A 24,136-nucleotide genomic window follows, 5' to 3' on the forward strand; every position below is an offset into this window, starting at 1 on the left:
TCATCCCCCCACGGTCAGCTGGGCGTTTCCCGGCTCCGGAACCACCTCGAGGCGGTCCAGCAGCACGAGGAACGCCTCCGCGTACGGCGACTTCGCCGTCTCCTCGCGTACCCGGTCCCAGTCGATCTGCTCCCGCAGCGACCGGGCCACGGGCAGCCCGGTCGCGAAATCGCAGTAGTGCTGGGTGTAACTCAGCAGCTTGTGCATCATCAGCTGGGTCGCCGACAGCACGGGCATGTTGATCGCCTCGACCGGGCGCATCACCGTGTCGCGCAGGGTCGCGTCGGTCACCGGCGACTCCACCGGGCGGTAGATGAGATCCACCATCCGGCCCTCGTCGTAGACCTTGACCAGCCAGTCCTCCGGCGGTTGCTCCACCTCGAAACCGACCGCGGCCAGCTCCGCGAGTGCCCGTTCCTTGTCCTGCTCGCGGATCAGGAAGTCGACGTCGTGGTCGCTGGAGTGACCGCCGTGGGCATACACGGCGAAGCTGCCGCCGAGGGCGAACGGGATCTCCGCCTGTTTGAGGACGGATGCCACCCGTTTGAGCGTGTTGACCAGGCCCTCGTCCACCCGGTGCGGCATGGCGTCTCCCTGTGTCGATGGATGTCCGTTTCCTTCACGGATCGACTACCCCTCAAGGCAAACCTTGTAACGCGAGCGGTGCCGGGCCCAAGGTCAAATTCCACTGCTAAGACCCATTTTGTACGTCCGGAGCGGCCCGCACCTCGGGAACGGTCGGTGACACCACCGGCTACCGTCGGTGGGTATGGTTCCCCGGCCTCGTACCGCCAACCCCGTCCGGACCATCGCGCTCGTGGGCATCGACGGCTCCGGCAAGACGACCCAGGCGCACCTGCTGGCCACGACGCTGGCGGATCGCGGACTGCCGGCGACCTACCGCCGCAACGCCGGAGGCCGCCGCTGGTTCGGTCGTCTCGCCACGGCGCTGGGCCGGCGCGACGGTGAACACCTGCTCGGGCGCCGCGCGATGCTGTTCGTCGAGTCGGTGCTGCGCTGGCTGGCCATCCTGCGAACGCTTCTGCGCCGCCGTTTCACCGGCGAGCTCACCGTCATGGACCGCTACGCCGTGTGCCAGTACGCGAGCATCCGCGCCCACGCCAAGAACCCCCGGCCGGAACGGCTGAACCGGGCGGAACGCCGGGCGCGGCTGGCGTACCGGATCTTTCCCCGGCCGGACGTGACGTTCCTGCTGGTGGTCGACCCGGGAGCCGCCTATGACCGGATCGAGCGCCGCGGGTACGACCACGAGGAGATGGACTACCTGCGCGCGGCAGCCGCGGCCTATCGCGCCATGCCGGAGCACGACGACTTCGTGGTCATCGACGCGAACGGCACGCCGGAGCAGGTGCACGCGGCGCTGCTGGCGCATCTGCCCGCACCGGCTCCTCTATCCGTGCCGATCCCGCGGCGCCGGGTGCCGGCCGTGCTCGTCTCGCACGCCCGGCCCCTCATCGTGACGGCCGCGACGCTGGCGGCCGCCGCGACGGCGGTGACACTCCAACTGGCCGAGGTCTTCTAGGCCCGTCCGTAGACGGGGATGCTCGCGCCGCTGGTCGGGGAGGACGCGTCGTCGGCCAGGAAAGCGATGACCCCGGCGATCTCCTCGGGTGTGACCCACCGCCCGTGGTCCGCGCCCGGCTGCTGCCGGCGGTTGACCGGGGTATCGATCACGCTCGGCAGCACGGTGTTGGCCCGTACGCCCTGCTGCCGGTACTCGACCGCGACCGCGTTGGCGAACGCGAGCACCGCCGCCTTCGCCGTGGCATAGCCCGCGGCCCCGGCGAACGGTGCCACCGCCGCCCGGGACGAGACGCACACCACGGAGCCGCCGCCGGCCGCGACGAGATGAGGCAGCGCCGCCGCCGTCACCAGGTACGTCGGCCGCAGGTTCAGCCGCAGCATCGCCTCGAAGTCGTCCACCGGCGTCTCGTGCACCAGCCCGCCCATCGCGAAGCCGCCCACCAGATTGATCACGGCGCGCAGGGGCGCACTGGGCTCAGAGGTGGCGAGCGCCACTACGGACGCGACGTCCTCCGCCTCGGTCAGGTCGGCTGCGACGCGCGTCACGCCATCCGGCAGCTTCGCCGTCGCCTCGTCGCGTACGGGAGCCACCACCCGCCATCCCGCGTCCCGGAGTTGCTTGACCACGGCCCCACCGAGACCGCCGGCCCCACCCGTCACCACCGCGCTGCGTTCCGCCATGCGGCCACCGTAGCCCTGTGTTTTGCGTCACTGTCCGTGTGGCCGGGCGGTGTCGCGGTAAGGGTTTCAGAAGCCGGTGGTCGCCCGGGCGGGGGTCACCCGGACGGGCTAGTGATCTGCGGCGCGATGTGCCGCATGGTGGCAGATGGTCCCGCGTCGACGAGGCGCCGGGATCTTCGCCGTGGCGTTTGCATCAAGCCCGGCGGCAACCTGTCGATGCTGGACGTGAACCCAATTGGCTACCGGGCCGTACTGGGTAGTGACGAGCGTCGCAAGGCAATCCGTGACGCCCGTCGCTGTGACGGATGAGGGGCTGATGGTGTCATGTATCGGGCGAGGGGTATGCGTGAGGCCTGCAGGTGATCGCTGCAGCCATCAGATCGCCTGTGGCCAACACAGGACGCATCCGACGCCGGGTTCGGCTCCGAATGCCTCTGCAGAGAGCCTTCTTCAGTAAGTATGCACGCGGCTCTCAGGTGACGCTCAGGCATTCGTGACACTTTCGACCCACCAGCCGGAATCAGTGCAGGGCGCCACTTGTTGTGTAGGTGTCAGCACCGCAATGCACGAACTGCGGACGTTACGGGGAGGGCTGATGGAAGCAGGAATTGCCCGTAACAGGGTTAGTGAAGGCAATGAGGGGACCGTGGGCAACGTGGAGAAGACAACCGTGATGCGGACGGACGAAGTCGCCGAGGAGCGCGACCTCGTCGGCGTCTACCTGCACGAGATCTCCCGCACGCCGCTTCTGGACGCCGCCAGGGAGGTCGACCTCTCCAAGGCAATCGAGGCCGGCCTCTATGCCGAGCACCTGCTCGAGAGCGGTGACGTCCGTCGCGGCGTGAGCCGGGAGGAGCTGGAGCGGCTGGTCGTCGAGGGCGAGCGGGCCAAGGACCTGTTCATCCGCGCGAACCTCCGCCTGGTCGTCTCGATCGCACGCCGGTACGTGCGGTCGGGCATGCCGATGCTCGATCTGATCCAGGAAGGCAACACCGGCCTGGTTCGCGCCGTGGAGAAGTTCGACTACGAGCGGGGCTACAAGTTCTCGACGTACGCGACGTGGTGGATCCGCCAGGCGATCAGCCGGGCGATCGCGCAGCAGGAGCGCACCGTGCGCCTGCCCGTGCACCTCGTCGAGGACGTCAACCGGATGCGCAACGTCACCCGCCAGCTCGTCCGCGAGCTCGGCGCCGACCCCGAGCCGGAGCAGATCGCGAAGGCGCTGGGCGTGACGGTGGAGCGCGTCAGCGAGCTCACCCGCTGGGCCCAGGACACCGTGTCCCTGGACACGCCGGTCGGCGACGACGGCGACACCAACCTCGGTGACCTGGTCGCCGACAGCGACGCGCCGTCGCCCGAGGAGATCGTGCTGACCGCCCTGGAGCGCCAGCGCATCGAGGGCCTGCTCAACCACCTCGACGACCGGTCGGCGGGCATCATGCGCGCCCGCTACGGCCTCGAGGACGGTCGCGAGCACTCGCTGACCGAGGTGGCCTCGCGGTTCTCGCTCTCGCGCGAGCGCATCCGCCAGCTCGAGATCCAGGCCCTGGGCCGGCTGCGCGAGCTCGCCCGCGCCGAGGGCCTCCAGGCCGCGTAACTCCTTCCCCCGGCAAACGCCGAAGGCCGGTGCCCCTCACGGGACACCGGCCTTCTGTCGTGCCGGGGGCTGCGTGATCAGGTCACGCGGCCGTAGCCGTACGGGGTCATGATGTCGATCGTGCGATGTTTCACCGGCTCACCGGCTCGTGAGGCGTCGATGATCTTCCCGTCGCCGACGTAGAGCGCGACGTGCCCGAGGTTGCGGTAGAAGACCAGGTCGCCGGGTTCGAGCTGGGACCGGCTGATCCGCCGGGTGGCGCTGTACTGGGCCGCGGCGTTGTGCGGCAGCGACTTGCCCGCCTGGCTCCAGGCCCGTGAGGTCAGGCCCGAGCAGTCGTACGTCTCGAGCCCGTCGGCGCCGAACTGGTACATCTTGCCGACCTGGTTGAAGGCGAACCGGACCACGACCCCGGCGTCGCCGGAGACCGACGGGATGCTGCCGGTGTAGCTCGAGCCCTTCTCGGTGGCCCGGCCGTACGCCGCGGTCCGCATGGCGTACAGGTCTTTGAGCTGGCCCTCGATCTTCTTCTTGCGGGCGGCGAGCTCCTTGACCTCGGCGGTCTGCTTCGCCTGGGTCGTCTTCAGCGCGGCCTGGCGCTCGTTGTAGTTCTGCGTCGTGGCCGTGTACGTGTCGATGTCGCGCTGCCGGCTGCGGGACAGCTGTTCGAGGATGGACATGCGGTCCATCAGATTGCTGCTGCCCTCGAGCACGACGTTCATCGTGCCGACCTTGCCGGTCTTGTACGCCGAGGCCGCGATGACGTTCATCTGCGCGCCGGCGGCCTCGAGGGCCTCCTTGGCGGGTCCGAGCGAGGCGGCGAGCTTCTTCTCGTCGTCCTTCGTCTTCTGCAGGCTGATCTTCATCTTGTTGTACGACTCGACGACGTCCTCGAGCTCGTTGGACGCCTTCTCGATCTTCTTGTTGATGTCACCGGTCGAGGGCGCCGCGTGCGCGGCCGGCGCGACGGTGCCGGTGATCACGATCGCCAGGGCGGCGACCACCATGGTGCGTAGCCTCGTGCGGGCGTGTGGCAACGGAACGTGGCCTTTCTTCCGCTGGGCCGCCTACCGGGTTAGCTGACGGATTCGGGCGGGAAGAAGGCCCTACCGCTGGCGCGGATTCACCCCGGATGCTGCTTCGGTGGTTCCCCGGCTCGCCGAGACGGTGGCGGCGGCCCCGGGGGATGGGGACACCGTCTCCGCCGTCGAGGGATTCGGCGGCGCTGGCCGGCGCCACTTGAGGGTATGGCTGCGGACCGGACCAACCGCATCAACTTATCGGCGATCTCGATTAATACAAGAGCCGGAAGAGTGACTTGCGCCAATTATCACAAATATGGGAATGATCCCGATAACGGACCGCAATTCAACGCCTTCGCAGCGTGACCCCTTCTATTTCTGTGCCATCGCGGGCGGGATGTCCATCCCCTGGACGGCCCACTTGCGGGAAACGACGCGCTCGGCCCAGAACGAGAAGAACGGGACCGTGCCGGCGAGCATCACCAGCAGCATCCGGCCGAGCGGCCAGCCGGCCCGGCGGCTCAGGTCGAAGGTCGCGACGAGGTAGATCATGTAGAGAAAGCCGTGGACCGGCCCTACGGTGGCGACCACCGTGTCGTTGTCGCCGGCGTACTTCAGCGGCATGCCCACCAGCACGAGCACGACGAGGACCACGCCGACGATCCAGGCGATGATCCGGTAGCGGGTGAGGGCTCCCTGCACGATCCACGTCCTTCTACTTGGTGCTGCTCTTGCGTCCGGGGTAGTCGCCGGGCCGGGCGCCGGGATGGGCGTTGAGCCAGGCGAGATAGTCGTTGTAGGCGTCCAGCTCCGGGTCGTCCGCCGGAACCGCCTGCGGAGCCACGGGCACTCGCACCGGCCGGCGCACCGTCACAGGCGCGTCGTCGCCGGGCGCTGCCGCCGGGGGCTCGGTGGGCTCCTCGGGCGCTGGGCGGCCGGCCCGGAGCTCCTGCTGCACCTCGCGCACCCACAGAAACACCACGAAGAGGGCGAAGACCGGCCACTCGAAGGTGTAGCCCCAGCTCAGCGTGTTTCCACCGGTGGCCCGGCTGAACTGCCACCAGCCCAGCGCGAGAAAGCCGGCGACCAGCACGAGCGCGACCACGTGGCGGGCGATCCACGCCGGGGTCCACAGCGCTCTCATGCGGTCGAGCGTACCCACCCGGGGTTTGACGGCAGGCGCCACGGGCAACCGTTGCGTGCAAGCACGAGAAGGGAGAGATCATGAGCGACCCCGAGGTCGACGACCGCGTCGGCACCGAGCAGGGCATCGACCCCGCCGGGCTCGCGGACGAGGACCTGCTCCGTGAGCTGGGCAGCCTGCACCGTACGCGGCTGCAGACCCTGCGGCACGGTCCCGACGCGGCGCTCGCCAACCACCTGCGCCGTACCGCCGAGCTGGAGACGGAATACCTCGCCCGGCACCCCGGCCGTGAGGTCGACCCCCACCGGCTGACCCAGGACTTCTGAGAGGACCTCTTGCGCATGACCTCCTCGGTACGCCGCCGGTTCGACCGGTTGCGGCGCCAGTACGCCCCCCACGAGCACCGCCCGCTCGACGGGTACGCGGCGACCATGGGCGCCTTCGGCGTGCTCGCCGGCAGCCTCACCGTCGCCGCGAAGGTGACCGGGCGTACGGTCCCGGAACGCCCGGCCGTGTCGGACGTGGTGCTCATCTCGATCGCCACGCACAAGCTGAGCCGGCTGATCGCCAAGGACTCGGTGACGAGCCCGCTGCGGGCGCCGTTCACCCGGTACGCCGAGCCCGGCGGCAGCGCCGAGGTCAACGAAGAGGTCCGCGACCAGGGCAGCACCATCCGGCACTCGATCGGCGAACTGATCAGTTGCCCCTTCTGCCTCGCCGTCTGGGTGGCCACGGGCCTGACCAGCGGTCTGGTGTTCGCGCCGAGGCTCACCCGGCTGGCCGCCACCGTGTTCACCGCGACGGCCGCGTCCGACTTCCTGCAGATGGCGTACTCGCTCGCCAAGGAGGCGGCGGAGGGCGGACCCGAGGAGCCGCGCCCTGCGGTGAACGGCCGCGCGATGGCTTAGGGCGTAGACGGAAAAGGCCCCGGCTTCCCGCCGGGGCCTTTGCGCTGTGGACAGATCAGGGAGGCCCGTCGCCGTCCATGCCCGACCAGCCGCGCGGGCTCTCCTCCTCGCCGGAGTCCTCGTCCTCGATGATCGCGGGCTCGACGGCGGTGTCGTTGTGCTCGCTCGCGAAGTCGCTGTCCCCGTCGGGGGTGCCGTCGGAGTCTCCGAAGGCCGGCAGGCGTTCGTTCTGCTGGGTCATGTCGCTCCTCAGGCGTCCAGAGTTCGCAGGGCCTCGGCGGCCTCGTCCTGGGCGTACTCGCCCTCGGGCAGCGCGTCGATGCGGGTCAGTGCGGTCGCGGGCAGGTCGGCGGCGATCGCACCGCGCTGCAGGTCGGCGCTGCTCAGGCGTTCCTGCCCGGAAAAGGCCTCGTCGAGGTATTCGTCCAGTAGGCGCAGGTCATCGCTCACGGCTTCGGACTACCCGGCGAGACGGCCGGCAATCATGTGGTCCAGGTCACAAGTACTCCTGGAATGGGTCCGGGGTGCCGACCGTTGAGAGCAGATGTCGGTGTGCCCAGTGTCCCCGGGCCTCACCCTTTGCCTTCGCGGACTACCGTTCGGCTGGAGCCGCGTTGAGCCTTTCGCCGCGAGGCGACCTGCACACCGGCACCTACGTGACGTCGCTCCCGGCCCCGGCCGGGAGCGACGTTTGTTTTCGGCCCTCACCATCGCGGGTACACGACCGACATGAGTGATGATCGGATCGGGCAGCGGGCAGCGGACCTGCTGCCGGAGGAACGCACCGCGGGAAGCGCCGACCCGCAGGGGCAGGCCGAGGCCATTCTCGCCGAGTCCGACGAGCGCGAAGAGCTCCCGGACGCCGCGCCGAGCACATTCCTGGAACATCGCACGTCGGACCAGACGGTTACGCCCGCCGACGGCACCCGTTAGTGGACACCACTTTCGTGTTCACGGATCCGCATGGCAATATCGGGCAAATGTCTGCCCCGCAACGGAGCATCGGGCGGCGTCTGACGCCGCGTCGCCGCACGACCGCGAGCACCCCGGAGACCACGATCGCAGTGGCGCCCCGCGCCGCCGCGGACCCGGATTCCGGGCGGGAGGCGGAAGGTGTGCCGGGCGGGAAAGCCAGGCGCGGACGGCGGCCCCGGCGCAACGGGAGGCGGGGGAGTGCCAAGACCCGTCGGCCGGCCCCGGGGAAGGCGTCCCGGTCCGGTCGCGGGGAGCCCGCGCATCCCATCGAGCTCGCCGGCCTCCTGCACGAGCTGTCCGTACGCCTGCTCGGCGCCGACGACGTCCCGCAGGCCCTCGACCGGCTGGCCGCCTTCGTGACCGCCGCACTGCCGGGGATGCTGCGCTGCTCGGTGGCCCTGATCGGCGAGGGCAGCCCGCCCACGCTGGCCGCGTCCGGATCCCAGGGCCGAAGCGTCGACGACGTCCAGTACGCGACCGGCGAAGGCCCCGGACTCGAGGCCGCCCGCACCCGTACCGTCGTCGCCGTCCGCGACCTGGCGGCGGACGAACGCTGGCCGGAACTCGCCGCCCGGGCGCGCGCCGAGGACGTGCACGGCGTCGCGTCCGTGCCGCTCGACATCCCGCGTACGGCGGTCGGCTCGGTCAGCTTCTTCACCGGCCGGCCCGGCGGCGTCGACCCGGAGGCGCTGCTGACCGTGCTGGCGGTGGTCAACCAGGCCGAGGTCCTGGTGGGCGAGGTGCACCGCCGGGAAGCCCTGCGCGAGGGCACCGCCGTCGACCGGGCCGCGGGTGTGATCATCGCCCAGCGCGGGTGCGGCGTACGGGAGGCGTACGACGTGTTGCGGGACACCGCCCAGCGGCTCGGCCTCCCCCGCGAAGAGGTGGCCGAGCGCCTGATCGCGGCGGCAGCCCGCAACGCCGACGGCTGACGGATTCCTTACTTCGAGACGTGCTGGACGACCTCGAACTCGAGCAGGTCGGCCCCCGACGCGACCGGCCGCGCGCGCTCACCCGCGTGCGCGGCTCGGCCCATGCCGGACGACCAGGCCTGGAAGGCTTCCTCCGACTCCCAGCGGGTGTAGACGAAGTAGCGGGTCTCGCCCTTGACCGGCCGGAGCAGCTCGAAGCCGAGGAAGCCTTCGGCATTCTCCACCGCGCCCTGCCGGGCGGCGAAGCGCTTCTCCAGTTCGGGGCCCGCGCCCTCGGGGACGTCGATCGCGTTGATCTTCACAACTGCCATACGGAACAGGGTACGAGCGCGTGCTGCGCCCGTACCCTGTGCGGTCGTTGATGCTCAGTGGGCTCCCGGCGGACCTCCCGCGGCGGAGGAGGCCGCGGCGTCCTCGGCGCGCTGCTGTTGCGCCGAGCGCTGGGACAGCGGGATCTCCGGCAGGAAGAAGACCACGACCAGGCCGATGACCATGACGGCGAGCGCCATCAGGTAGACGACGTGGATGCCGTCGGCGAAGCCGACCTTGAACGCGTGCGCGAGCGGTGCCGGCAGCTTGCCGATGAAAGAGGTGTCGCTCAGGTCGCCGCCACCGCCGCGGGTGGGGAAGCCGGCGTCCTCGAGCTTGCCCGGCAGCACGTTGAAGAGCACGGACAGGAAGATGGCCGTGCCCAGGGTGCCGCCCATCGAGCGGAAGAACGTCACCGAGCTGGTGGCCACGCCGATCTCGCGCGGCGACACCGCGTTCTGCACCGCCGTGATCATCGGCTGCATGTTGCCGCCCAGGCCGAGGCCCATCAGCACCATGATCAGCATCGTCTTCCACAGCGGGGTGTCGGCGCCGATGAGCGAGAAGAGCGCCAGGGCCGCCGCCATGAGGATGCTGCCGATGATCGGGAAGATGCGGTAGCGGCCGGTGCGGGCGATCAGCTGGCCGGCGGTGATCGAGCCGGCCATGATGCCGACCACGAACGGGATCATCTGCAGGCCCGCCACCGTGGGCGAGCTGCCCTTGACGATCTGCAGGTACAGCGGGACGGTCATCAGGCCGCCGAACATCGCCATGCCGACGATCGTGCTGGAGGCCGAGCCGACGGCGATCGTACGGTTGCGGAAGAGCCGCAGCGGCAGCAGCGCCTCGTCCTTGTACGCCCGCTCGGCGAACACGAAGGCGACCAGGCCCACCGCGCCGATCACGTAGCAGCCGACGGCCCTCGGGGAGTCCCAGCCCCAGTCGCGGCCCTGCTCGGCGACGGTCAGCAGCGGCACGAGCCCGACGATGAGCGCGAGCGCGCCGGGCCAGTCGATGCGGTGGTCGGTCCGGTGGTGCGGCAGGTGCAGCACCCGGGCGACCACGACCATGGCCGCGATGCCGATCGGCACGTTGAGGTAGAAGACCCAGCGCCATCCGTCGACCCAGAGGATCTTGTCGGCGCCGGCGAAGAAACCGCCGAGGATCGGGCCGATGACGCTCGCGGTGCCGAAGACCGCCAGGAAGAAGCCCTGGTACCTGGCGCGCTCACGGGGCGGGACGATGTCACCGATGATCGCCAGGGCCAGCGACATGAGGCCGCCGGCGCCGACGCCCTGGATCGCGCGGAAGGCCGCCAGCTCGTACATGTTCTGCGAGAGCCCGCAGAGCATGGAGCCGACGATGAAGATCCCGATCGCGAAGAGGAAGAACGGCCGCCGCCCGTAGATGTCGGAGAGCTTGCCGTAGAGCGGGGTGGAGATCGTCGACGTGATGAGGAACGCCGTCGTCGCCCACGCCTGCAGGTTGAAGCCGTCCAGGTCGTCCGCGATGGTCCGGGTCGCCGTCGCCATGATGGTCTGGTCCAGCGCGGCGAGGAACATGCCCATCATCAGGCCGATAAGAACCGTGATGATCTGCCGGTGGGTGAATTCCGCGGAGTGCTCGGTGCCCTTCGCGGCAGCCCCCGGCCCGGCGCCCGCCGGTGCGGTGGTGCTCGACTTGCTCACAGGTTCTCCCGTACTGATACGGCTGGGTCGCTGCGCAGAAGCGCCTCGACAGAGCTGTTGAATTCTTCGAACAGGTCGGCGAACGCGCGGACGCGCTCGGCCGGCCAGTCGCTCAGCGCCTGGCTGAGCAGTGCCTGGCGGACCTCGTGCAGACGGTCACAGGCCGTGCGGCCGGCGTCCGTGACGGCCAGCCGGGAAGCGCGGCCGTCGGCCGGGTCGGCCTGCCGGCACGCGAGGCCGGCCTTGACGAGCTGGGCCGTCTGCCGGCTGACGGTGGACGGGTCGGCACCCTTGACCTCGGCCAGGTCGGTGACCCGCATCGGGCCGAGGTGGCGCAGCGGGAACAACAGCATCAACGCGGAGAACTCGGCACCGAACTCTCCCGTGTTGAGCATGCCCTTGGCGCGTGGCCCGAGGCGGAAGAACCGAACCAGTTCGTCGGCCAGCCGCCCGGTCGCGTCCCCGGTGTCCGGCTTCGTCACGTACGCACCTCCCCGGCCTTCCGGCGGATGCGTGCAGCCTACAACTTGTTGGTTGATGAACGCATTGTGTTCCGCATCTCCCACACCCCCGTGACCAGCGCATCCGTTTCCTCCAGGGCTGCCGGGACGGGCACGGTGTACTCCGCCCGGCGGACGAAAAGCCGCTCCGGGAAATACCCGCGTCCGGGATCGCCAACCAGGATCAGACCGGTCGAACCGGCGGCCCGCCGCAGCGCGGTCGTCATGGCGCCGGCGACGCTGCGGGTGTAGAAGACGTCCCCGGCCAGGATCACGTCGGCCGGTCCGGCGTCGGAGATGTCGGCGGCCCATGCCCGTACGGCCACACCGTTGGCGGCGGCATTGCGCTCGGCCGCCGCGGCCGCCGCGGGGTCGAGGTCCACCGCCTCGACGGATGCCGCCCCCGCGCGAGCTGCCGCGATCGCGGCTACGCCGGAACCGCAGGCGACGTCCAGCACTCGCCGGCCCGTCACCGTCTCCGGGTGGTCCAGCACGTATCGGGCGAGGGCCTGGCCGCCGGCCCAGACGAAGGCCCAGAACGGCGGCGGGACGTCGCTGCGGAACTCGCCGCCGGTCGCGTCGAACAACCCCGTGCCGCCGCCGGCCAGGTGCAGAGAGATCTCCGGAGCCAGGGGTACGGGGAGCAGCTCGGTGCGCACCGCACGATTCTCCCTGGTCGTCGCCCTCCGAGCCTATGCGGCGATTTCTGCCGGTTCGTGATCAGCCGCGTCGGCCAGCGCCCGGCCGAGCGGGCAGCGCGAGTCCAGCTCCAGCACCTGCTCCGCCAGGCGTCGGGCCGTCCCGGAGTCGCCGGATGCCAGTGCGCGTCGGCCGGCATCCAGCAGGGCTTCGGACAGGCGCCGGCGGTAGCGCTCGCGGGCTTCCACGGCCCAGCTCGGCTGGTCGACGTCCTCCAGCAGAGGGCGGGCGGCCAGGTGACCGGCGGCGGTCAGCGGGCGCAGGGCCCGGCTGGCCGTGCGGCCCGATGCGGCGGCCACCAGTTCGTCGAAGCGGGCGACGTCGACGCGTACCCGCTCGGCCACCAAGGAGTAGCCGCCGGGAGTTGCGGCGATCACCGAGTCGCGGTCGTCGCCGCCCGGGTCGAGCCGATGCCGCAAAAGGGACAGATGACCCTCCACCTTGTCCTCATGGCCCGGGCCGCCCCAGAGCAATTCGGTCAACTCCGCCGTACGCACCTCGCCGTGCAGCGCCAGCAGTGCCAGGATCTGCCGGGGCTCGGCGCCGCCCAGATCCGAGCCGGAAAGCCGCAGTCCGCGCGTGCGGACCTCGAGGGGACCGAAGAGCTGGATTTCGTACATGGCGTAACACCCTGGACGGGGGACGGTCGTGCGACAAGCCACCGCGACGGTGAAGAGAACCCCGAAAGCAAGGGGTAGGTTCCACCGAAGATACGAGTTATGGCGGCCGCTCGGACTCATCCGCACGGCGGGCGGCCACTGCGATCGGATTGGCTCGGATGGGCTGTCAGACTGTTGGTACGCCTTGGCTTCGCGCGGGGGACACATAGACTTCCAGCGCTGGCGGATCAGGAGGCGTGAATGGTGAGCGAGGCGATCACGGTGCTCGTGGTGGACGGGCACCAGACGTTCGCCGAGCTGCTCGGTGTGGCGCTGGCCGGGCAGCCCGAGCTGCTGTACGTGGGACATGCGCGTACGGGCGAACAGGCCATCCGGATGGTGCAGGAGGTGCGTCCGGACGTCGTACTGCTCGATCCGGACCTTCCGGACGCGGACGGCATCGCCATCGCCGAGCTGCTGCGGCATCGGCAGCCCGACACGCGGTTCGTCATCCTCACCGCAAACAACGAGTCCGCTCTGGTCGGTCGCGCGACGGCCGCCGGCGCCTCGGGCTTCCTGTCGAAGAACGGCCCGCTCGGTGACGTGATGAACGCGATCCGCACGGCCCACGGCGGCGGTATGACGGTGTCCACGGACATCCTCGCGCGACTGCTGCGCAGCACCGCACCGGTCGTCGGGCCCCGCGCTGGTGGGTTGACGGCGCGTGAGCACGAGGTGCTGGTGCTGATGGGCTCCGGCCTCGATCCGCGGGCGATCGCCCGGCGGCTCGGCATCAGCGTGCACACGTGCCGTGGCTACGTGAAGGCGGTGCTGGGAAAGCTCGGCGCGCACAGCCAGCTGGAAGCGGTGGCGGTGGCCACCCGCCGGGGTCTGCTACGACCGGACGGACATAACGCAGAGTAATTCACGCTTGCACTCATCCGCTAAGCCGCGGGATCCGTACCACTCGCCGGGAGCGCCTCGTGGGAGACGGCGCAGGCTGGGCGGGAGGGCTTCGCGTGGAACGACCGATCGTGGATCCGTCCGATGTGTCCGTTGCGCTGACGGCTCTGCCGCCGAACTCCGGTGCCGGGTGGGCCAACCGGGACAACGACTCGCTCTACCGCCGCCCGTCCGCGGCAACCCCGCTCCGTGATGAGGTAGATGACAGCATGGCCGACTCCGGAAGCTGGAACGCTTTCTCCGCACCGTCCGAGGGCAGGCGGCAACCGGCACCCGAGCCGGAGTTCGGACCCGCGCCGCCGGCCACGTCCGGGCGGACGTCCTTCGGAGTGAGCGCCGGACCGATCAGCGGCCGCGACGCACGCCCGACATCGGGCGGGCCGACACAATCGCCGGAAATGCCACTTCCTTCGCGGACTGCCGGAGAATTCTCTCCGGCGCGCGGCTGGAGCAGCTCTCCGGCGGCCGGATGGGACAGCCCTCGGGCGACGCACGGCTCGGACGCCGCTCCAGCGGCGCACGGCACCGATACTCCTTCTGCCGCCCACGGCGCAGGCACCTCGCCGGCTATGTGGGGCGCGGATGCTCCCGCCTCGTCGCGCGGCGGAAACAGCCCGTACTTCGCGCCCGGCGCCGACACATCCGCCATGACGCGCGGGGCGGACGCCTCTTCCATGACGCGCCCGGCGGATGCATCTGGCTCGACGCGCGGCGGGAACAGCCCGTTCTTGGCGCGCGGGGCGGACGCCTCTTCCATGACGCGCGGGGCGGATGCCTCTGGTTCGACGCGCGGCGGGAACAGCCCGTTCTTGGCGCGCGGGGCGGACGCCTCATCGATGACGCCCGGCGCGGGCAGCTCCTCGGTCGCTCCCGGCTGGGACACCGGCGAGACCGCCCGTGTGGCCCGGCACTCCGATGCGGACGATTGGTTCAGCGCGCTGCGGCCCCCGCCGACGGTCAGCGCGGACGCCGTTCTCGAGCGCTCCCGGCGACCGTTCTCCGCACCGGTCGCCGACGCGGACGACGGTGTCGGGGACATCATCGGCGGGCCGGGCCACGAGATCCGGCAGCACCGGGCGCCCCGGCATCCCGCCGCGCCCGTGTCGCCCGCCGCGAAGCCGGCCGAACCGCGCCGGGGTCGCGGGGTCATGGTGGCCGGTATCGCCCTCACCGCCGCGGTGCTGCTGGGTGCCACGGTCGCCGGGGTCACGTACTTCTCGGGCCCGAACAAGGACCTCACGTCGGTGCTGGAGCTCGGCGCGGGCAAGAAGGAGAAGCGTACGGTGGCCGCGCCGCTGAACGGGCGGACCGCGGCGAGCTTCGAGCTGGTCAGTGCGGTCACCCGGGTGACCGTCCGCAATGAGGACCTCGGCAACGACCTCTACCGGATGACCGCGCCCGCGGGCTCCGGTGTGCTGCCCGAGCCGGAGCTGACCCAGGACGACGTGCGGCTGCAGCTCACGCCGGACGCCGACGGTGGCACCGGCGACGTGGAGGTCGTTCTGTCCGCGGATGTGACCTGGACGCTGCGCTTCTCCGGCGCCGCGGACGAGCAGATCCTCAATCTGGAGGCCGGCAAGGTGGCCGGCATCGACCTGGTGGGCGGCGCGCGACGTACGGCGATCCAGCTGCCCGAGGCGGCGGGCACCGTGCCGCTGAAGGTCACCGGCGCCGTGGACGAGCTGGCGATGACGTCACCCGCCGGCAATCCGGTCCGGGTGCAGGTGAAGGGCGGCGCCAAGACCGTCGCGGCCGGCACGCGGACGCTGCGCGACGTGCCTCCGGGATCGACCGTGACGCCGAAGGACTGGGCCACCAATGACCGCTACGACGTCGAGGCCGAGGCCCGGGTGACCCTGCTGTCGATCGAGACCGCCAAGTAGGGCCACCCGGCTCCGCTCAGGAAAGGACCCGCAACCGGACCGTCTGGCTCATCGCCCGCAGCTGGTCCAGGACGTCCTCGCTGTAGCTGCCGCTGATGTCGGTGATCAGGTAGCCGTACTCGCCGCGGGTGCTCAGCAGCTGGCCCTCGACGTTGACGCTGTGCTCGGCGAGGATGCTGTTCACCTGTGCCAGGACGCCCGGCATGTTCAGGTGCACGTGGATGATGCGGCTCATGTCGGTCTGCGCCGGGAGGGCGATGCTGGGCAGGTTCACGCTCAGCGTGGTGTTGCCCTCCTGCACGAAGTGCGCCAGCTTGTTGGCGACGAAGTCGCCGATGTCGGACTGCGCCTCCTCGGTCGAGCCACCGATGTGCGGGGTGAGGATCACGTTCGGCAGGCCGCGCAGCTCCGAGACGAACTCGTCGCCGCGGCCCTTCGGCTCCTTCGGGAACACGTCGACGGCCGCGCCGGTGAGGTGACCGCTGGTCAGCGCCTCGCGCAGGGCGACGTGGTCGACCACGATGCCGCGGGACAGGTTGAGGAAGATCGCGCCGGGCCGCATCTTGGCGAACTGCTCGGCGCCGAAGAAGCCGGCGTTGCCGGGGCGGCCGTCGACGTGCAGCGTCACCACGTCCACCGACTCCAGCAGCTCGTTCAGGGAGCTGCACCGCTGCGCGTTGCCGAGCGCGAGCTTGTCGGCGGTGTCGTAGAAGGACACGTGCATGCCGAGGTTCTCGGCGAGCACCGAGAGCTGGGTGCCGATGTTGCCGTAGCCGACGATGCCCAGCCGCCGGCCGCGGACCTCGTGGCTGCCGTTGGCCGCCTTGTCCCAGACGCCCTTGTGCATCAGCTCGTTCTTCTCGGTCAGCCGGCGCGTCATCGCGATGATCTCGGCCAGCGCCAGCTCGACGACCGAGCGGGTGTTGGAGAACGGGGCGTTGAAGACGGCGATGCCGGCCTGCGAGGCGGCGGCGAGGTCGATCTGGTCCGTGCCGATGCAGAACGCGCCGATGGCGACGAGGCTGTCGGCCGCCTCCAGCACCTTCGCGGTCACCCGCGTCTTGGAGCGGATGCCGAGCAGGTGCACGCCCGGGATGCGCTCGAGGAGCTCGACCTCGTCGAGGGCGTTGCGGACGGACTCGACCTGGTAACCCTCTGCCTCGAGCCGGGACACCGCGTCGGGGTGGATGCTCTCGAGCAGCAGAACTCGTACCTTGGCTTGGTCGATCATCACTTTCCGTTTCCTTGGGGAGAACGTTCCTCAGGGGGTTCGTCCGGGCCGCCACGCCGAAGCCCAGCTCACAGGCGTACCAGACTAATGCCCTGGATTGCCCGGACCCCGACGGTGTGCTGGAGGTCCCACCTGCCGGTCACCCCGCCGGGTGGAGTCGCTCGCGCAGCCACGGGAGCAGGGCGTCGGCGTGGGCCCGCTGGAAGTCGCGCACGTAGGGAATGCCGGGCGCCGGATGCCGCGACCGCTCCATCAGATATCCGACGAAACCCGCGCACACGTCGGTGGCCCGTCCCGGGTCGATGCCCGCGAGCAGCCGATCGCCGTCGCCGCCGTGCGCGATCACGTTCATGGCCAGCAGGGCGGTGTCCAGCCACGGCGGCCCCGCGCAGGCCCACGGCCAGTCGACGACGGTGACCGAGCCGTCACGGCGTACCAGAAGGTTGTCGGCCCTGATATCGCAGTGCGCGACCGTCACGCCGGTCCGGAGGATCTCGAGGCCGCGCCCGGCGGCCTCGCTCAGGTCGTCGAGATGGGCCGCGGCCCACGGATCGAGGCCGGGCATGGGATCGGTCCGCAGCAGCGCCCACCCGGCGAACTGCTCCGCGAGTCGCTCGCCGGCCTGCGGCACGCCGTGCATGGGCGCCGGCGTGAGGAGGTGGCCGAGGTCGCGCAGCGCGCTCACGGTCGCATCCACCTCGTCGTCCACCCACGGGGTACGGGGATGCCGGCCGTCGACGTCCTCCAGCACGAGCACCATCCACTCGCCGTCGTCGAAGCTGCCGAGGAGCCGGGGCACGGGCGCCGCATCGGGCATCTGCCCGGTCAGGTGGGCTTCGCGGCGGGCCAGCTCGACCGAGGTCATGTTGAGGTGGATGCTGACCGCCTTGACGAAGGCCCGGCGGCCGCCCTCGGTGACCACCCGGTCGGCGGTGCCGGGTGAGAAGCCGCCCCGCTGGGACGTCGCCGTCGTCACGCGGTCACCGATCAGGCGCTCGATCTTCCGCCGTACGGGACCCGGCAGATCGTGCCACCCGATCCGGAGTCCTGCCGCCTGGATCATGCGTAACCCCTCGTCACCCGCCTCGCCTCGGAGATCCTCGCAAGGTGTCCGAGGTTCGCCAACGGACACGGTGGGTGGCGTGGCACAGGCGCTCTCCTGGACAGCCGGGTTCGGTCGCCGAAAGTGTCAGGGGCGGGCGATAGCGTCCCGGGTGGTTCGCGGAACGGAGGACGGCACGTGACGGAGTTGCCGGAGGAATGGCGGCATCGGCTACGAGCGCGCACGGAAGAGGCGGTGAGCCGGCGAGCCGCCGCCGCCGCGGCGCGGCTGTGCCGGAAGCGCCGGCGGGGGCACGGGCTGACCGAGCGGCACGCGACGCGGCTGGCGCGGAGCCGGGCCGATCGTCGGCCCTTCGCTCCCGATCCCGCCTGTTCGCAGTAGGGCGGGTGCGAACACGGCGATCGCCACGGCGAGCAGGAATCGGGAGTTGCTCCACACCGGTGGGTCCAAGGCCGTCACCGGCAGCACCATCAGGCCGAGGACGAGGACCGGCCAGAGCCTTCCGCGTACGGGCAGGAGCGCCGCCAGCACGAGCCAGAGCTGGTGGTGCGTCCACGAGACCGGAGAGAGCACCACGCTCGCCGCCCCGGTGACGATCAGGGCCGCGAGCCACTGCTCCCGGCGGCCGAGGCGGGCGGCATGCCACAGGCCGGTGGCCGCGATGCCGCCGCCGACGACGAGCAACAGCCAGGAGCGGGCCGGGACCGGCACGCCGAAGCGCATCAGCACGCCGTTGAGGGACTGGTTGCCGACCGAGGTGATGAACCCGAGCCGGCTGACGTGGAACACCTCGGACGTCCAGAAGCGCCACGAGTCGCCGGGCAGGGCGACGGCGGCCGTGAGACCGCAGGCGAGGAAGGCCGACGCGGCGGTCACGGCGGCGCGGCGGCGACCGGCGAGCCACAGCATCGGGATGAAGATCAGCGGGGTCAGCTTGACGGCCGCGGCCACCCCGATGAGGACGCCCTGCCAGCGGCTGCGTCGCAGGGCCAGCACGTCGGCCGCGACCGCCGCGGCGAGGAAGAGGCTGATCTGCCCGTACTTCAGGTTCGAGGAGACGGGGGCGGAGAGGACGAGGACCAGCGCGTACGCCGGTGCACGCCGCCGGTCGAGCAGCACGGCGACCAGCGCGACCACGGCGATGGTGGCCAGCGTCCAGAGCAGCTGCAGCGGCAGTGCCGGCACGTCCGCAAGCGGCAGGAACAGCAGGCCGGCGAACGGGGGATAGGTGAACGGCGCGTGCCCGGAGCTCATGAAGTCGTAGAGGCTCGCGCCGTGCCGTAAGCCGTCGACCGCACCGGTGTAGACGCCGAGGTCGGAGAGGCGGACGCGGGCGGGGCGGGCCAGCACGGCCCAGGCGGTGATCGCCGCGGCGACGGCAGCGGGCAACCAGAGGAGTGGCCGGCGTGGGATACCCATGCTCGGAACTCTACATAGGGGTGGCAAGGGCCGCCCGGGTCACGGTTGTTCGGCGACGGTGGCCATGAAGTCCGCGATCAACGCCAGCTGGGCGTCGTCGTAGCGGGCGAGAACGGTGATCATCCGGTTCGCCTGGCCCTGGTAGTGCGGTGCCACCAGCTTGGCGATCTGCGCCGGTTCCAGCGACACGATCACCTTGCGGCGGTCGTGGGGATCGCGGTCGCGGCGGACGAAGCCGGCCCGCTCCAGGCGGTCCAGGACGCCGGTGACCGTACCCGTCTTGAGGCCGGTCAGTTCCGCCAGGCGGCCGGGGGTCAGCGGTCCGTGGACGTCGAGCAGCGTCATGAACTGGGCGTCGCTCGGCCCCAACTTGAGGCGTTCGGCCACCTGGTGGCTGAAGAGCACGGCCGACGCGATGACGCGCTTGGTGGATTCGACGATCGCCTGCTCGTGGCCCGACCGCGTGCTGGACACAGTTATCTCGCCTTCGCTAGTATCTCGCGCAGACGAGATAATTGGCGCTACGAGGGATTTTCTCATGGGTGCAACGGGCGAGGCGTTGATCATCGGCGGGGGCATCGCCGGACCGGTGGCGGCGGTGGCGCTGCGAAGGGCGGGTGTCGCGGCCACGGTCTTCGAGGCGTACGGGAAAGAGGCGGACGGCATCGGCGGGGAGTTGATGCTGGCCCCGAACGGAATGGCGGCCCTCGCGGCGATCGGCCTCGACGAACCGGTGGCGGCCGCCGGTGTGCCGACGCCGCGGATGGTCATGGAGACCGGCACGGGACGGCGGCTGGGAGCCTTCGAGGATCTGCCCGGCCTGCCGACCAGCCGTACCTTCCCGCGGGCGGTTCTCTATCGCGCGCTGCTCGATGTGGCGGTCGACGAGGGCGTGCACGTTCGCTACGGCAAGCGCCTGACCTCGTTCACCGACAACGGAGAGTCGGTCGTGGCCACGTTCGCGGACGGCTCCACGGCCGAGGGGGACGTCCTCATCGGTGCCGACGGCATCCGGTCGACCGTGCGCGGCCTGCTGGATCCGCGGGCGCCGCAGCCGCGCTATGTCGGCCTGATCGGCCTCGGCGGGTGGGTGCGCGACGCCGGCCTGCCGAGCACGGGGGGTGCTATGCATCTGGCGTACGGGAAGAAGGCCTTCTTCGGTTATCGCGTCGACGACGACGGGACGGCGGGGTGGTTCGCCAACCTGCCGTCCGCAGAGATGATGACCGCCGGCGAGGCACGCAGCATCCCGGACGCCGAATGGCTGCGGCGGCTTCGGACGCTGTTCGCGGGCGACCGGCTGCCGGCGCTGCGGATCCTCGACCGGGTCGGTGACGGGCAACTCGTCAATGTCGGAGGGCTTCAGGACATGCCTCCGGTGCCGGTGTGGCACCGCGGAAGGGCTGTTCTCGTCGGGGATGCCGCGCACGCCACCTCGCCGAGTTCGGGGCAGGGTGCCTCGCTGGCGATCGAGAGCGCCGTCGAGCTCGCTCGGTGCCTGCGCGACCTGCCGGTGCCCGCGGCGTTCGACACCTACGAGGCGTTGCGCCGGCCGCGGGTCGAGCGGGTGATCGCGCAGACGGCCCGGGTCAACCGGGACAAGGCGCCCGGTCCGATGGGCCGGTTGCTGCGCGATGTGCTCTTCCCGGTCGCGATGCGCACCTTCTACGACCCCGAGAAGATGATGGGCTGGATGCACCGCCATGCCATCGCGTGGGAGCTTCCGGCAGCGACGCATCAGTCCTCGGCCGGGCGGCGGTAGGCAGCCAGCAGGGCGACGATCAGGGCCGTGGCGGCCAGCGCCGCCGGATGCGTGAGAAAGCCGAAACCGAAGACCGCCGAGTTGTCGGCCAGCCGTTCGACGCTCGGACTCGACCGGCGCAGCAACTCGCCCGCGGTGACTGTGCCGATGGCGGCGGCCACTCCGGCGGCCGTGCCGGCAACCGCGACGTGGCGGGTCCCCGGTCGGCGTAGCAGCCCCGCCAGCACGTACGCGGAGCAGAGCGCCATCGGCCCGGCCATCGCGGCCGCGTTCCCGACCAGCAGGGGTGGCAGGAACCGCGTCGTGCCACCCGGCAGGAGGGCGAGCGGCAGCCAGAGCGGAGCCGATGCCGCCGGTGCGCCGAAGGTCGTTGCCGCGTGCAGGGACCCCGCGGCGACCGCGAGATCGAGGGCCGCCAGCGTGCCCACGACAGCGACGACGCGGGACCGGGTCAGTCGCAGTGCCAACGCGGTGAGGACGGTCCACACCACGACCGCCGGGCCGACGTCCCGCCAGCCCATGAACGGCATCACGGCGACCGCGTTGCCCGCCATCAGGAACGCCCACAGGGACGCGCCCATGCGGATGACCCGGCCGGCCGTGGGGCGACGGCTCGTGACGGCCATGATCGCCACCGCGGCCGTCAGCGCCCCGGCAGCTCCGGGCGCGCCCAGGTGGTGCTTCGCCGATTGGACGCCGTTGAACAGCGCAGCGGCCAGCAGAGTCACGGCGATCGGCGTCGCGGTGGCGCGGGCCCGGTCGCGCCACGACGGGCCGTCGGCGGTGGGGGAGATCGCCAGGCTGGCGGCGAAGGTGAGCATCCGCGCCGGCCGGTCGCGCAGGACGTCGAGCTCGGCAGACCATTCCCGCTCGAGGCCGGCGGCGAGGTCGGCGGGCCAGCGGCGGGCTGCCAGCGCGACCAGCCACCGGGCGAGGGTGGCGGCCCTCATGTCGTCAGTCCCGGCTGCGTGCTGCCCGTGCCCCGGCTCAGCTGCTGGTGCATGGCGGCCACCTCGCGGCGCGCATCCGTCTCGCCCTCGGCGGTGAGCCGGTAGTAGCGGCGGCTCGGCCGGCCCTCGGCGACCGGGTCGATGTCCTCCCACTCCGATCGCACCCAGCCGGCGGCCTCCAGACGGACCAGGATCGGGTAGAGGGTGCCGCTCGGCAGCCCGGTGGCCTCCATGAGCTGCAGGCCGTACCGCTGGGCGGTGGGGTCGGCCAGCAGCGCGGCGACCACCTTGAGGACGGAGGACGTCATGCGCAGACCCATGTACGCACCCTACATAGGGTGGGCAAGCAAGGTAAGTTGCCTCTTGCTGCCACTGTGGACGCCGGAGGACCTGGGGAGGTCGGTTGAACGGGCGCAACAGCCAGTGGGTGGTCCCCGGTGTGCTGCTGAGTGTCTCCGTCGTCTCGTACCTGTTGCTCTACACGCTGCGCGAAACGGTCCATCTGCAGACGAATCTCCCCGTGGTGGACCGCATCTGGTCCGACGTCAGCACCACGATCCTGCTGGCCGGCATCGTGCTCGCCACCTGGGAGCGGTCGTCGCGCCGCGACATGGAGCGGTTCGTGCGCCGGCTGTCGCAGGAGCAGCGGGAGATCTCCGAGCGGATGCTCGAGAACGTGCTCGAGCGCGGCAGCGTCCGGGCGCTGCTCGCCGAGAAGATCACCGAGCCGGTCTTCCTCTCCATCCAGCGCCAGATCATCGACGTGCCCGTGGTCAACCGCGACTACCGGCTCAACCTCAAGATTCAGCGGCTCGCCGAGGCGCCGGAGTTCGTCAGCATCAAGATCTTCGAGCGCTACCGGCTCTGCAACACCTCGCCCGAGTCCCGGGTGCTCGATCTGCACTGCATGTCGGACTTCAACTACGAGGACCGATTCCCCGGGTACGGCCGCCTCACCGAGGTGCGCCTGCAGCCCAGCCGCCAGCGCGACCGGCTGCGCGCGGACGGGGTCGGCTCGGACGACGACCAGACCCTCGGTGAGGACAAGCTCGCCCAGTACGCCGAGCGGCTCGGCAGCGCGATCGAGTACCACATCCCCACGCCGCGGGTGGACCCCGGCGACGAGATCATGATCATGGTGCGGCGTACGAAGATCCAGCGCGCCAACGACGTGAACTTCTGGCGGGCGCTGCAGGCCACCGAGAGCGTCGAGCTGGACATCGAGCACGACGAGGAGATCGAAGTCTCCGCCTTCCAATCCGCGCCCTGGCGTGCCTTCAGCAAACAGGTGCACAGCGACCGGACCCAGAGCATCTGGACCATGGCGTACGCGATCATGCCGCACCAGGGCTTCGACATCTCGTGGCGGGTACGCGAGCCCGGCGAAGAGCCGCCCGAAACCGTTTGACCTCGGCGGACGCCGTACTATGGGAAGATCCGCTGTGGAGGCGACGATCGTGATCTCAGCACGTCAATCCATCACCACCGACCTGGCCGAGCGCGGCTACTGCCTCCTGCGGGGCCGCGACCTCCGGCTCGGTCCCGAGCATCCGGCCACCCTGTCCGCGCTGGCCGAGGCGTGGAACGACCTGCCCGCCGACCCTTACCTGGCGGAGCCGCATCGCTACCGCTTCCGGCGGCACGCCCGCTACCGCTTCGAGGGCGGCGAGCTCACCCGGCAGCCGGACGGGCCGTATTACCAGTCCAAGAAGGACAACAAGCTCTTCGGCGGCACCGAACGGATCTTCGCGCCGGTGACGCCCGAGGTCGGCGCCAACCCGTTCCTGCGGGAACTGCTGCTGTTCAACATCGCCCAGCTGCCGGCGTCCGCGACCGGCTGGGACGTCAACATCCACGTGGTCCGCATCGTCGGTTCCCGCGACGTGGTCGGCGAGCCCGTGCCCGAGGGGGTGCACCGCGACGGCTTCGCGTACGTGTCCATGCACCTGATGAAGCGTGAGAACGTCGTCGGCGGCGAGACCGAGGTGCGCGGCGAGGACGGCACCCACCTGCTCAAGGGCGTGCTGGAGCACCCGCTCGACTCGCTCTACCTCGATGACCGGGCGCTGCTGCACTACACGTCGCCGATCTCGCCGGCGGACACCGAGCCGGCCCACCGCGACATGCTGCTCGTCAGCTACGACCAGAACTGAGCCGCCTGCTCGACGTGCTTTTCGCCGTGCGCCCGGGCGACCGATCGCCGGGTCCCGGCCGCCGCCCGATGTGGCGAGCCGGCGATTCGCGCCGCCCTGCTGCCCCGGAC

At 70.7% G+C, this 24,136-nt stretch carries 29 protein-coding genes and 1 riboswitch; of the genes, 11 read left to right on the forward strand and 18 right to left on the reverse strand.

Annotated elements, in window-relative coordinates:
* Positions 1–585, reverse strand: coding sequence for a nucleotidyltransferase family protein (locus ACIBO8_RS13835; protein WP_396115492.1), 585 nt, complete (start codon positions 583–585; stop codon positions 1–3).
* 184 nt (positions 586–769) lie between these two features.
* On the opposite strand from ACIBO8_RS13835, the gene ACIBO8_RS13840 reads away from it, so the two are divergent.
* Positions 770–1,543, forward strand: coding sequence for a thymidylate kinase (locus ACIBO8_RS13840; protein WP_396115493.1), 774 nt, complete (start codon positions 770–772; stop codon positions 1,541–1,543).
* Here the strand turns inward: ACIBO8_RS13840 and ACIBO8_RS13845 are convergent.
* A complete protein-coding gene (locus ACIBO8_RS13845) occupies positions 1,540–2,226 on the reverse strand; it encodes an SDR family NAD(P)-dependent oxidoreductase (protein WP_396115494.1) in 687 nt (228 codons plus the stop codon). The two genes, ACIBO8_RS13840 and ACIBO8_RS13845, sit on opposite strands and share 4 nt — an antisense overlap.
* 595 nt (positions 2,227–2,821) lie before the next feature.
* Here ACIBO8_RS13845 and ACIBO8_RS13850 point away from each other — a divergent pair.
* Entirely contained in the window at positions 2,822–3,823 is a 1,002-nt protein-coding gene (locus tag ACIBO8_RS13850; protein WP_396115495.1) for an RNA polymerase sigma factor RpoD/SigA, read from the forward strand.
* 77 nt (positions 3,824–3,900) lie between these two features.
* Here the strand turns inward: ACIBO8_RS13850 and ACIBO8_RS13855 are convergent, their stop codons facing one another.
* From ACIBO8_RS13855 to ACIBO8_RS13865, 3 genes are all read right to left on the reverse strand, one after another.
* Positions 3,901–4,830 carry an NlpC/P60 family protein gene (locus tag ACIBO8_RS13855; protein ID WP_396115496.1) on the reverse strand — a complete coding sequence of 310 codons (930 nt, stop codon included), beginning with the start codon at positions 4,828–4,830 and terminating at the stop codon, positions 3,901–3,903.
* 42 nt (positions 4,831–4,872) lie between these two features.
* Positions 4,873–5,003, reverse strand: a riboswitch (cyclic di-AMP (ydaO/yuaA leader).
* A gap of 214 nt (positions 5,004–5,217) precedes the next feature.
* A complete protein-coding gene (locus tag ACIBO8_RS13860) occupies positions 5,218–5,547 on the reverse strand; it encodes a DUF3817 domain-containing protein (protein WP_396115497.1) in 330 nt (109 codons plus the stop codon).
* A 13-nt stretch (positions 5,548–5,560) separates the two neighbouring features.
* A complete protein-coding gene (locus ACIBO8_RS13865) occupies positions 5,561–5,989 on the reverse strand; it encodes a hypothetical protein (RefSeq protein WP_396115498.1) in 429 nt (142 codons plus the stop codon).
* A gap of 80 nt (positions 5,990–6,069) precedes the next feature.
* On the opposite strand from ACIBO8_RS13865, the gene ACIBO8_RS13870 reads away from it, so the two are divergent.
* Positions 6,070–6,315, forward strand: a complete 246-nt coding sequence (locus ACIBO8_RS13870; protein ID WP_396115499.1) for a DUF6158 family protein — start codon at positions 6,070–6,072, stop codon at positions 6,313–6,315.
* A gap of 15 nt (positions 6,316–6,330) precedes the next feature.
* Positions 6,331–6,897, forward strand: a complete 567-nt coding sequence (locus tag ACIBO8_RS13875) for a DUF1360 domain-containing protein (RefSeq protein WP_396115500.1) — start codon at positions 6,331–6,333, stop codon at positions 6,895–6,897.
* 55 nt (positions 6,898–6,952) lie between these two features.
* Here the strand turns inward: ACIBO8_RS13875 and ACIBO8_RS13880 are convergent, their stop codons facing one another.
* The gene (locus ACIBO8_RS13880; protein ID WP_396115501.1) at positions 6,953–7,138 is read right to left on the reverse strand and encodes a hypothetical protein; all 186 of its coding nucleotides are present in this window, start codon (positions 7,136–7,138) and stop codon (positions 6,953–6,955) included.
* Between the two features lie 8 nt (positions 7,139–7,146).
* Positions 7,147–7,347, reverse strand: a complete 201-nt coding sequence (locus ACIBO8_RS13885) for a hypothetical protein (protein ID WP_396115502.1) — start codon at positions 7,345–7,347, stop codon at positions 7,147–7,149.
* Between the two features lie 279 nt (positions 7,348–7,626).
* Between ACIBO8_RS13885 and ACIBO8_RS13890 the strand changes: the two genes are divergently transcribed.
* Entirely contained in the window at positions 7,627–7,830 is a 204-nt protein-coding gene (locus ACIBO8_RS13890; RefSeq protein WP_396115503.1) for a hypothetical protein, read from the forward strand.
* Positions 7,831–7,877: 47 nt separating this feature from the next.
* Entirely contained in the window at positions 7,878–8,804 is a 927-nt protein-coding gene (locus ACIBO8_RS13895; RefSeq protein ID WP_396115504.1) for an ANTAR domain-containing protein, read from the forward strand.
* An 8-nt stretch (positions 8,805–8,812) separates the two neighbouring features.
* Here ACIBO8_RS13895 and ACIBO8_RS13900 read toward each other — a convergent pair whose 3' ends face one another.
* Genes ACIBO8_RS13900 through ACIBO8_RS13920 form a run of 5 tightly spaced genes read right to left on the reverse strand, consistent with a single transcriptional unit; the run spans position 8,813 to position 12,623 of the window.
* Entirely contained in the window at positions 8,813–9,115 is a 303-nt protein-coding gene (locus ACIBO8_RS13900; protein WP_396115505.1) for an antibiotic biosynthesis monooxygenase family protein, read from the reverse strand.
* A gap of 54 nt (positions 9,116–9,169) precedes the next feature.
* Positions 9,170–10,804 carry an MDR family MFS transporter gene (locus ACIBO8_RS13905; protein WP_396115506.1) on the reverse strand — a complete coding sequence of 545 codons (1,635 nt, stop codon included), beginning with the start codon at positions 10,802–10,804 and terminating at the stop codon, positions 9,170–9,172.
* Positions 10,801–11,286: a MarR family winged helix-turn-helix transcriptional regulator gene (locus ACIBO8_RS13910; RefSeq protein ID WP_396115507.1), complete on the reverse strand. Its 486-nt coding sequence runs from the start codon at positions 11,284–11,286 to the stop codon at positions 10,801–10,803. Before ACIBO8_RS13910 ends, ACIBO8_RS13905 begins: the two co-directional genes overlap by 4 nt.
* A gap of 38 nt (positions 11,287–11,324) precedes the next feature.
* Positions 11,325–11,963, reverse strand: a complete 639-nt coding sequence (locus tag ACIBO8_RS13915; protein ID WP_396115508.1) for a class I SAM-dependent methyltransferase — start codon at positions 11,961–11,963, stop codon at positions 11,325–11,327.
* A gap of 33 nt (positions 11,964–11,996) precedes the next feature.
* Positions 11,997–12,623, reverse strand: coding sequence for a hypothetical protein (locus ACIBO8_RS13920; RefSeq protein ID WP_396115510.1), 627 nt, complete (start codon positions 12,621–12,623; stop codon positions 11,997–11,999).
* A 240-nt stretch (positions 12,624–12,863) separates the two neighbouring features.
* Between ACIBO8_RS13920 and ACIBO8_RS13925 the strand changes: the two genes are divergently transcribed.
* Both ACIBO8_RS13925 and ACIBO8_RS13930 read left to right on the forward strand, forming a co-directional pair.
* Entirely contained in the window at positions 12,864–13,526 is a 663-nt protein-coding gene (locus ACIBO8_RS13925; RefSeq protein ID WP_366157726.1) for a response regulator transcription factor, read from the forward strand.
* A gap of 875 nt (positions 13,527–14,401) precedes the next feature.
* Positions 14,402–15,448 (forward strand): hypothetical protein, encoded by a 1,047-nt coding sequence (locus ACIBO8_RS13930; RefSeq protein WP_396115511.1) that lies wholly within the window; start codon positions 14,402–14,404, stop codon positions 15,446–15,448.
* 16 nt (positions 15,449–15,464) lie between these two features.
* On the opposite strand, the gene serA is transcribed toward ACIBO8_RS13930, so the two are convergent.
* The 4 genes from serA to ACIBO8_RS13950 all read right to left on the reverse strand — a co-directional run bounded on the left by serA (position 15,465) and on the right by ACIBO8_RS13950 (position 19,635).
* Entirely contained in the window at positions 15,465–16,679 is a 1,215-nt protein-coding gene (serA, locus tag ACIBO8_RS13935) for a phosphoglycerate dehydrogenase (protein WP_396115644.1), read from the reverse strand.
* Between the two features lie 139 nt (positions 16,680–16,818).
* Positions 16,819–17,742, reverse strand: a complete 924-nt coding sequence (locus tag ACIBO8_RS13940; RefSeq protein ID WP_396115512.1) for a phosphotransferase family protein — start codon at positions 17,740–17,742, stop codon at positions 16,819–16,821.
* 210 nt (positions 17,743–17,952) lie between these two features.
* Complete coding sequence (locus ACIBO8_RS13945) at positions 17,953–19,161, reverse strand: glycosyltransferase 87 family protein (RefSeq protein ID WP_396115513.1); 1,209 nt, start codon at positions 19,159–19,161, stop codon at positions 17,953–17,955.
* 39 nt (positions 19,162–19,200) lie between these two features.
* Positions 19,201–19,635, reverse strand: coding sequence for a MarR family winged helix-turn-helix transcriptional regulator (locus ACIBO8_RS13950; protein ID WP_396115514.1), 435 nt, complete (start codon positions 19,633–19,635; stop codon positions 19,201–19,203).
* Between the two features lie 64 nt (positions 19,636–19,699).
* Between ACIBO8_RS13950 and ACIBO8_RS13955 the strand changes: the two genes are divergently transcribed.
* The gene (locus ACIBO8_RS13955; RefSeq protein WP_396115515.1) at positions 19,700–20,923 is read left to right on the forward strand and encodes an FAD-dependent oxidoreductase; all 1,224 of its coding nucleotides are present in this window, start codon (positions 19,700–19,702) and stop codon (positions 20,921–20,923) included.
* Here the strand turns inward: ACIBO8_RS13955 and ACIBO8_RS13960 are convergent.
* Entirely contained in the window at positions 20,899–21,873 is a 975-nt protein-coding gene (locus ACIBO8_RS13960) for a hypothetical protein (protein WP_396115516.1), read from the reverse strand. The genes ACIBO8_RS13955 and ACIBO8_RS13960 overlap by 25 nt on opposite strands.
* Positions 21,870–22,193, reverse strand: coding sequence for a PadR family transcriptional regulator (locus ACIBO8_RS13965; RefSeq protein ID WP_396115517.1), 324 nt, complete (start codon positions 22,191–22,193; stop codon positions 21,870–21,872). The genes ACIBO8_RS13960 and ACIBO8_RS13965 overlap by 4 nt, the downstream gene beginning before the upstream one ends.
* Before the next feature lie 83 nt (positions 22,194–22,276).
* Between ACIBO8_RS13965 and ACIBO8_RS13970 the strand changes: the two genes are divergently transcribed.
* Positions 22,277–23,281 (forward strand): hypothetical protein, encoded by a 1,005-nt coding sequence (locus tag ACIBO8_RS13970; RefSeq protein ID WP_396115518.1) that lies wholly within the window; start codon positions 22,277–22,279, stop codon positions 23,279–23,281.
* A gap of 49 nt (positions 23,282–23,330) precedes the next feature.
* Complete coding sequence (locus ACIBO8_RS13975) at positions 23,331–24,026, forward strand: 2OG-Fe dioxygenase family protein (RefSeq protein ID WP_396115519.1); 696 nt, start codon at positions 23,331–23,333, stop codon at positions 24,024–24,026.
* Positions 24,027–24,136: the final 110 nt, after the last annotated feature.

This window comes from Actinoplanes sp. NPDC049681, from assembly GCF_044465265.1.
Lineage (GTDB): Bacteria > Actinomycetota > Actinomycetes > Mycobacteriales > Micromonosporaceae > Actinoplanes.

Bases quoted from the DNA above. Each gene is read 5' to 3' on its own strand.
- ACIBO8_RS13835 (WP_396115492.1), bottom strand. From the start codon at position 585: ATGCCGCACCGGGTGGACGAGGGCCTGGTCAACACGCTCAAACGGGTG.
- ACIBO8_RS13840 (WP_396115493.1), top strand. From the start codon at position 770: ATGGTTCCCCGGCCTCGTACCGCCAACCCCGTCCGGACCATCGCGCTC.
- ACIBO8_RS13845 (WP_396115494.1), bottom strand. From the start codon at position 2,226: ATGGCGGAACGCAGCGCGGTGGTGACGGGTGGGGCCGGCGGTCTCGGT.
- ACIBO8_RS13850 (WP_396115495.1), top strand. From the start codon at position 2,822: ATGGAAGCAGGAATTGCCCGTAACAGGGTTAGTGAAGGCAATGAGGGG.
- ACIBO8_RS13855 (WP_396115496.1), bottom strand. From the start codon at position 4,830: ATGGTGGTCGCCGCCCTGGCGATCGTGATCACCGGCACCGTCGCGCCG.
- ACIBO8_RS13865 (WP_396115498.1), bottom strand. From the start codon at position 5,989: ATGAGAGCGCTGTGGACCCCGGCGTGGATCGCCCGCCACGTGGTCGCG.
- ACIBO8_RS13870 (WP_396115499.1), top strand. From the start codon at position 6,070: ATGAGCGACCCCGAGGTCGACGACCGCGTCGGCACCGAGCAGGGCATC.
- ACIBO8_RS13875 (WP_396115500.1), top strand. From the start codon at position 6,331: ATGACCTCCTCGGTACGCCGCCGGTTCGACCGGTTGCGGCGCCAGTAC.
- ACIBO8_RS13880 (WP_396115501.1), bottom strand. From the start codon at position 7,138: ATGACCCAGCAGAACGAACGCCTGCCGGCCTTCGGAGACTCCGACGGC.
- ACIBO8_RS13890 (WP_396115503.1), top strand. From the start codon at position 7,627: ATGAGTGATGATCGGATCGGGCAGCGGGCAGCGGACCTGCTGCCGGAG.
- ACIBO8_RS13895 (WP_396115504.1), top strand. From the start codon at position 7,878: ATGTCTGCCCCGCAACGGAGCATCGGGCGGCGTCTGACGCCGCGTCGC.
- ACIBO8_RS13900 (WP_396115505.1), bottom strand. From the start codon at position 9,115: ATGGCAGTTGTGAAGATCAACGCGATCGACGTCCCCGAGGGCGCGGGC.
- ACIBO8_RS13920 (WP_396115510.1), bottom strand. From the start codon at position 12,623: ATGTACGAAATCCAGCTCTTCGGTCCCCTCGAGGTCCGCACGCGCGGA.
- ACIBO8_RS13925 (WP_366157726.1), top strand. From the start codon at position 12,864: ATGGTGAGCGAGGCGATCACGGTGCTCGTGGTGGACGGGCACCAGACG.
- ACIBO8_RS13930 (WP_396115511.1), top strand. From the start codon at position 14,402: ATGACGCCCGGCGCGGGCAGCTCCTCGGTCGCTCCCGGCTGGGACACC.
- serA (WP_396115644.1), bottom strand. From the start codon at position 16,679: ATGATCGACCAAGCCAAGGTACGAGTTCTGCTGCTCGAGAGCATCCAC.
- ACIBO8_RS13940 (WP_396115512.1), bottom strand. From the start codon at position 17,742: ATGATCCAGGCGGCAGGACTCCGGATCGGGTGGCACGATCTGCCGGGT.
- ACIBO8_RS13945 (WP_396115513.1), bottom strand. From the start codon at position 19,161: ATGGGTATCCCACGCCGGCCACTCCTCTGGTTGCCCGCTGCCGTCGCC.
- ACIBO8_RS13955 (WP_396115515.1), top strand. From the start codon at position 19,700: ATGGGTGCAACGGGCGAGGCGTTGATCATCGGCGGGGGCATCGCCGGA.
- ACIBO8_RS13960 (WP_396115516.1), bottom strand. From the start codon at position 21,873: ATGAGGGCCGCCACCCTCGCCCGGTGGCTGGTCGCGCTGGCAGCCCGC.
- ACIBO8_RS13965 (WP_396115517.1), bottom strand. From the start codon at position 22,193: ATGGGTCTGCGCATGACGTCCTCCGTCCTCAAGGTGGTCGCCGCGCTG.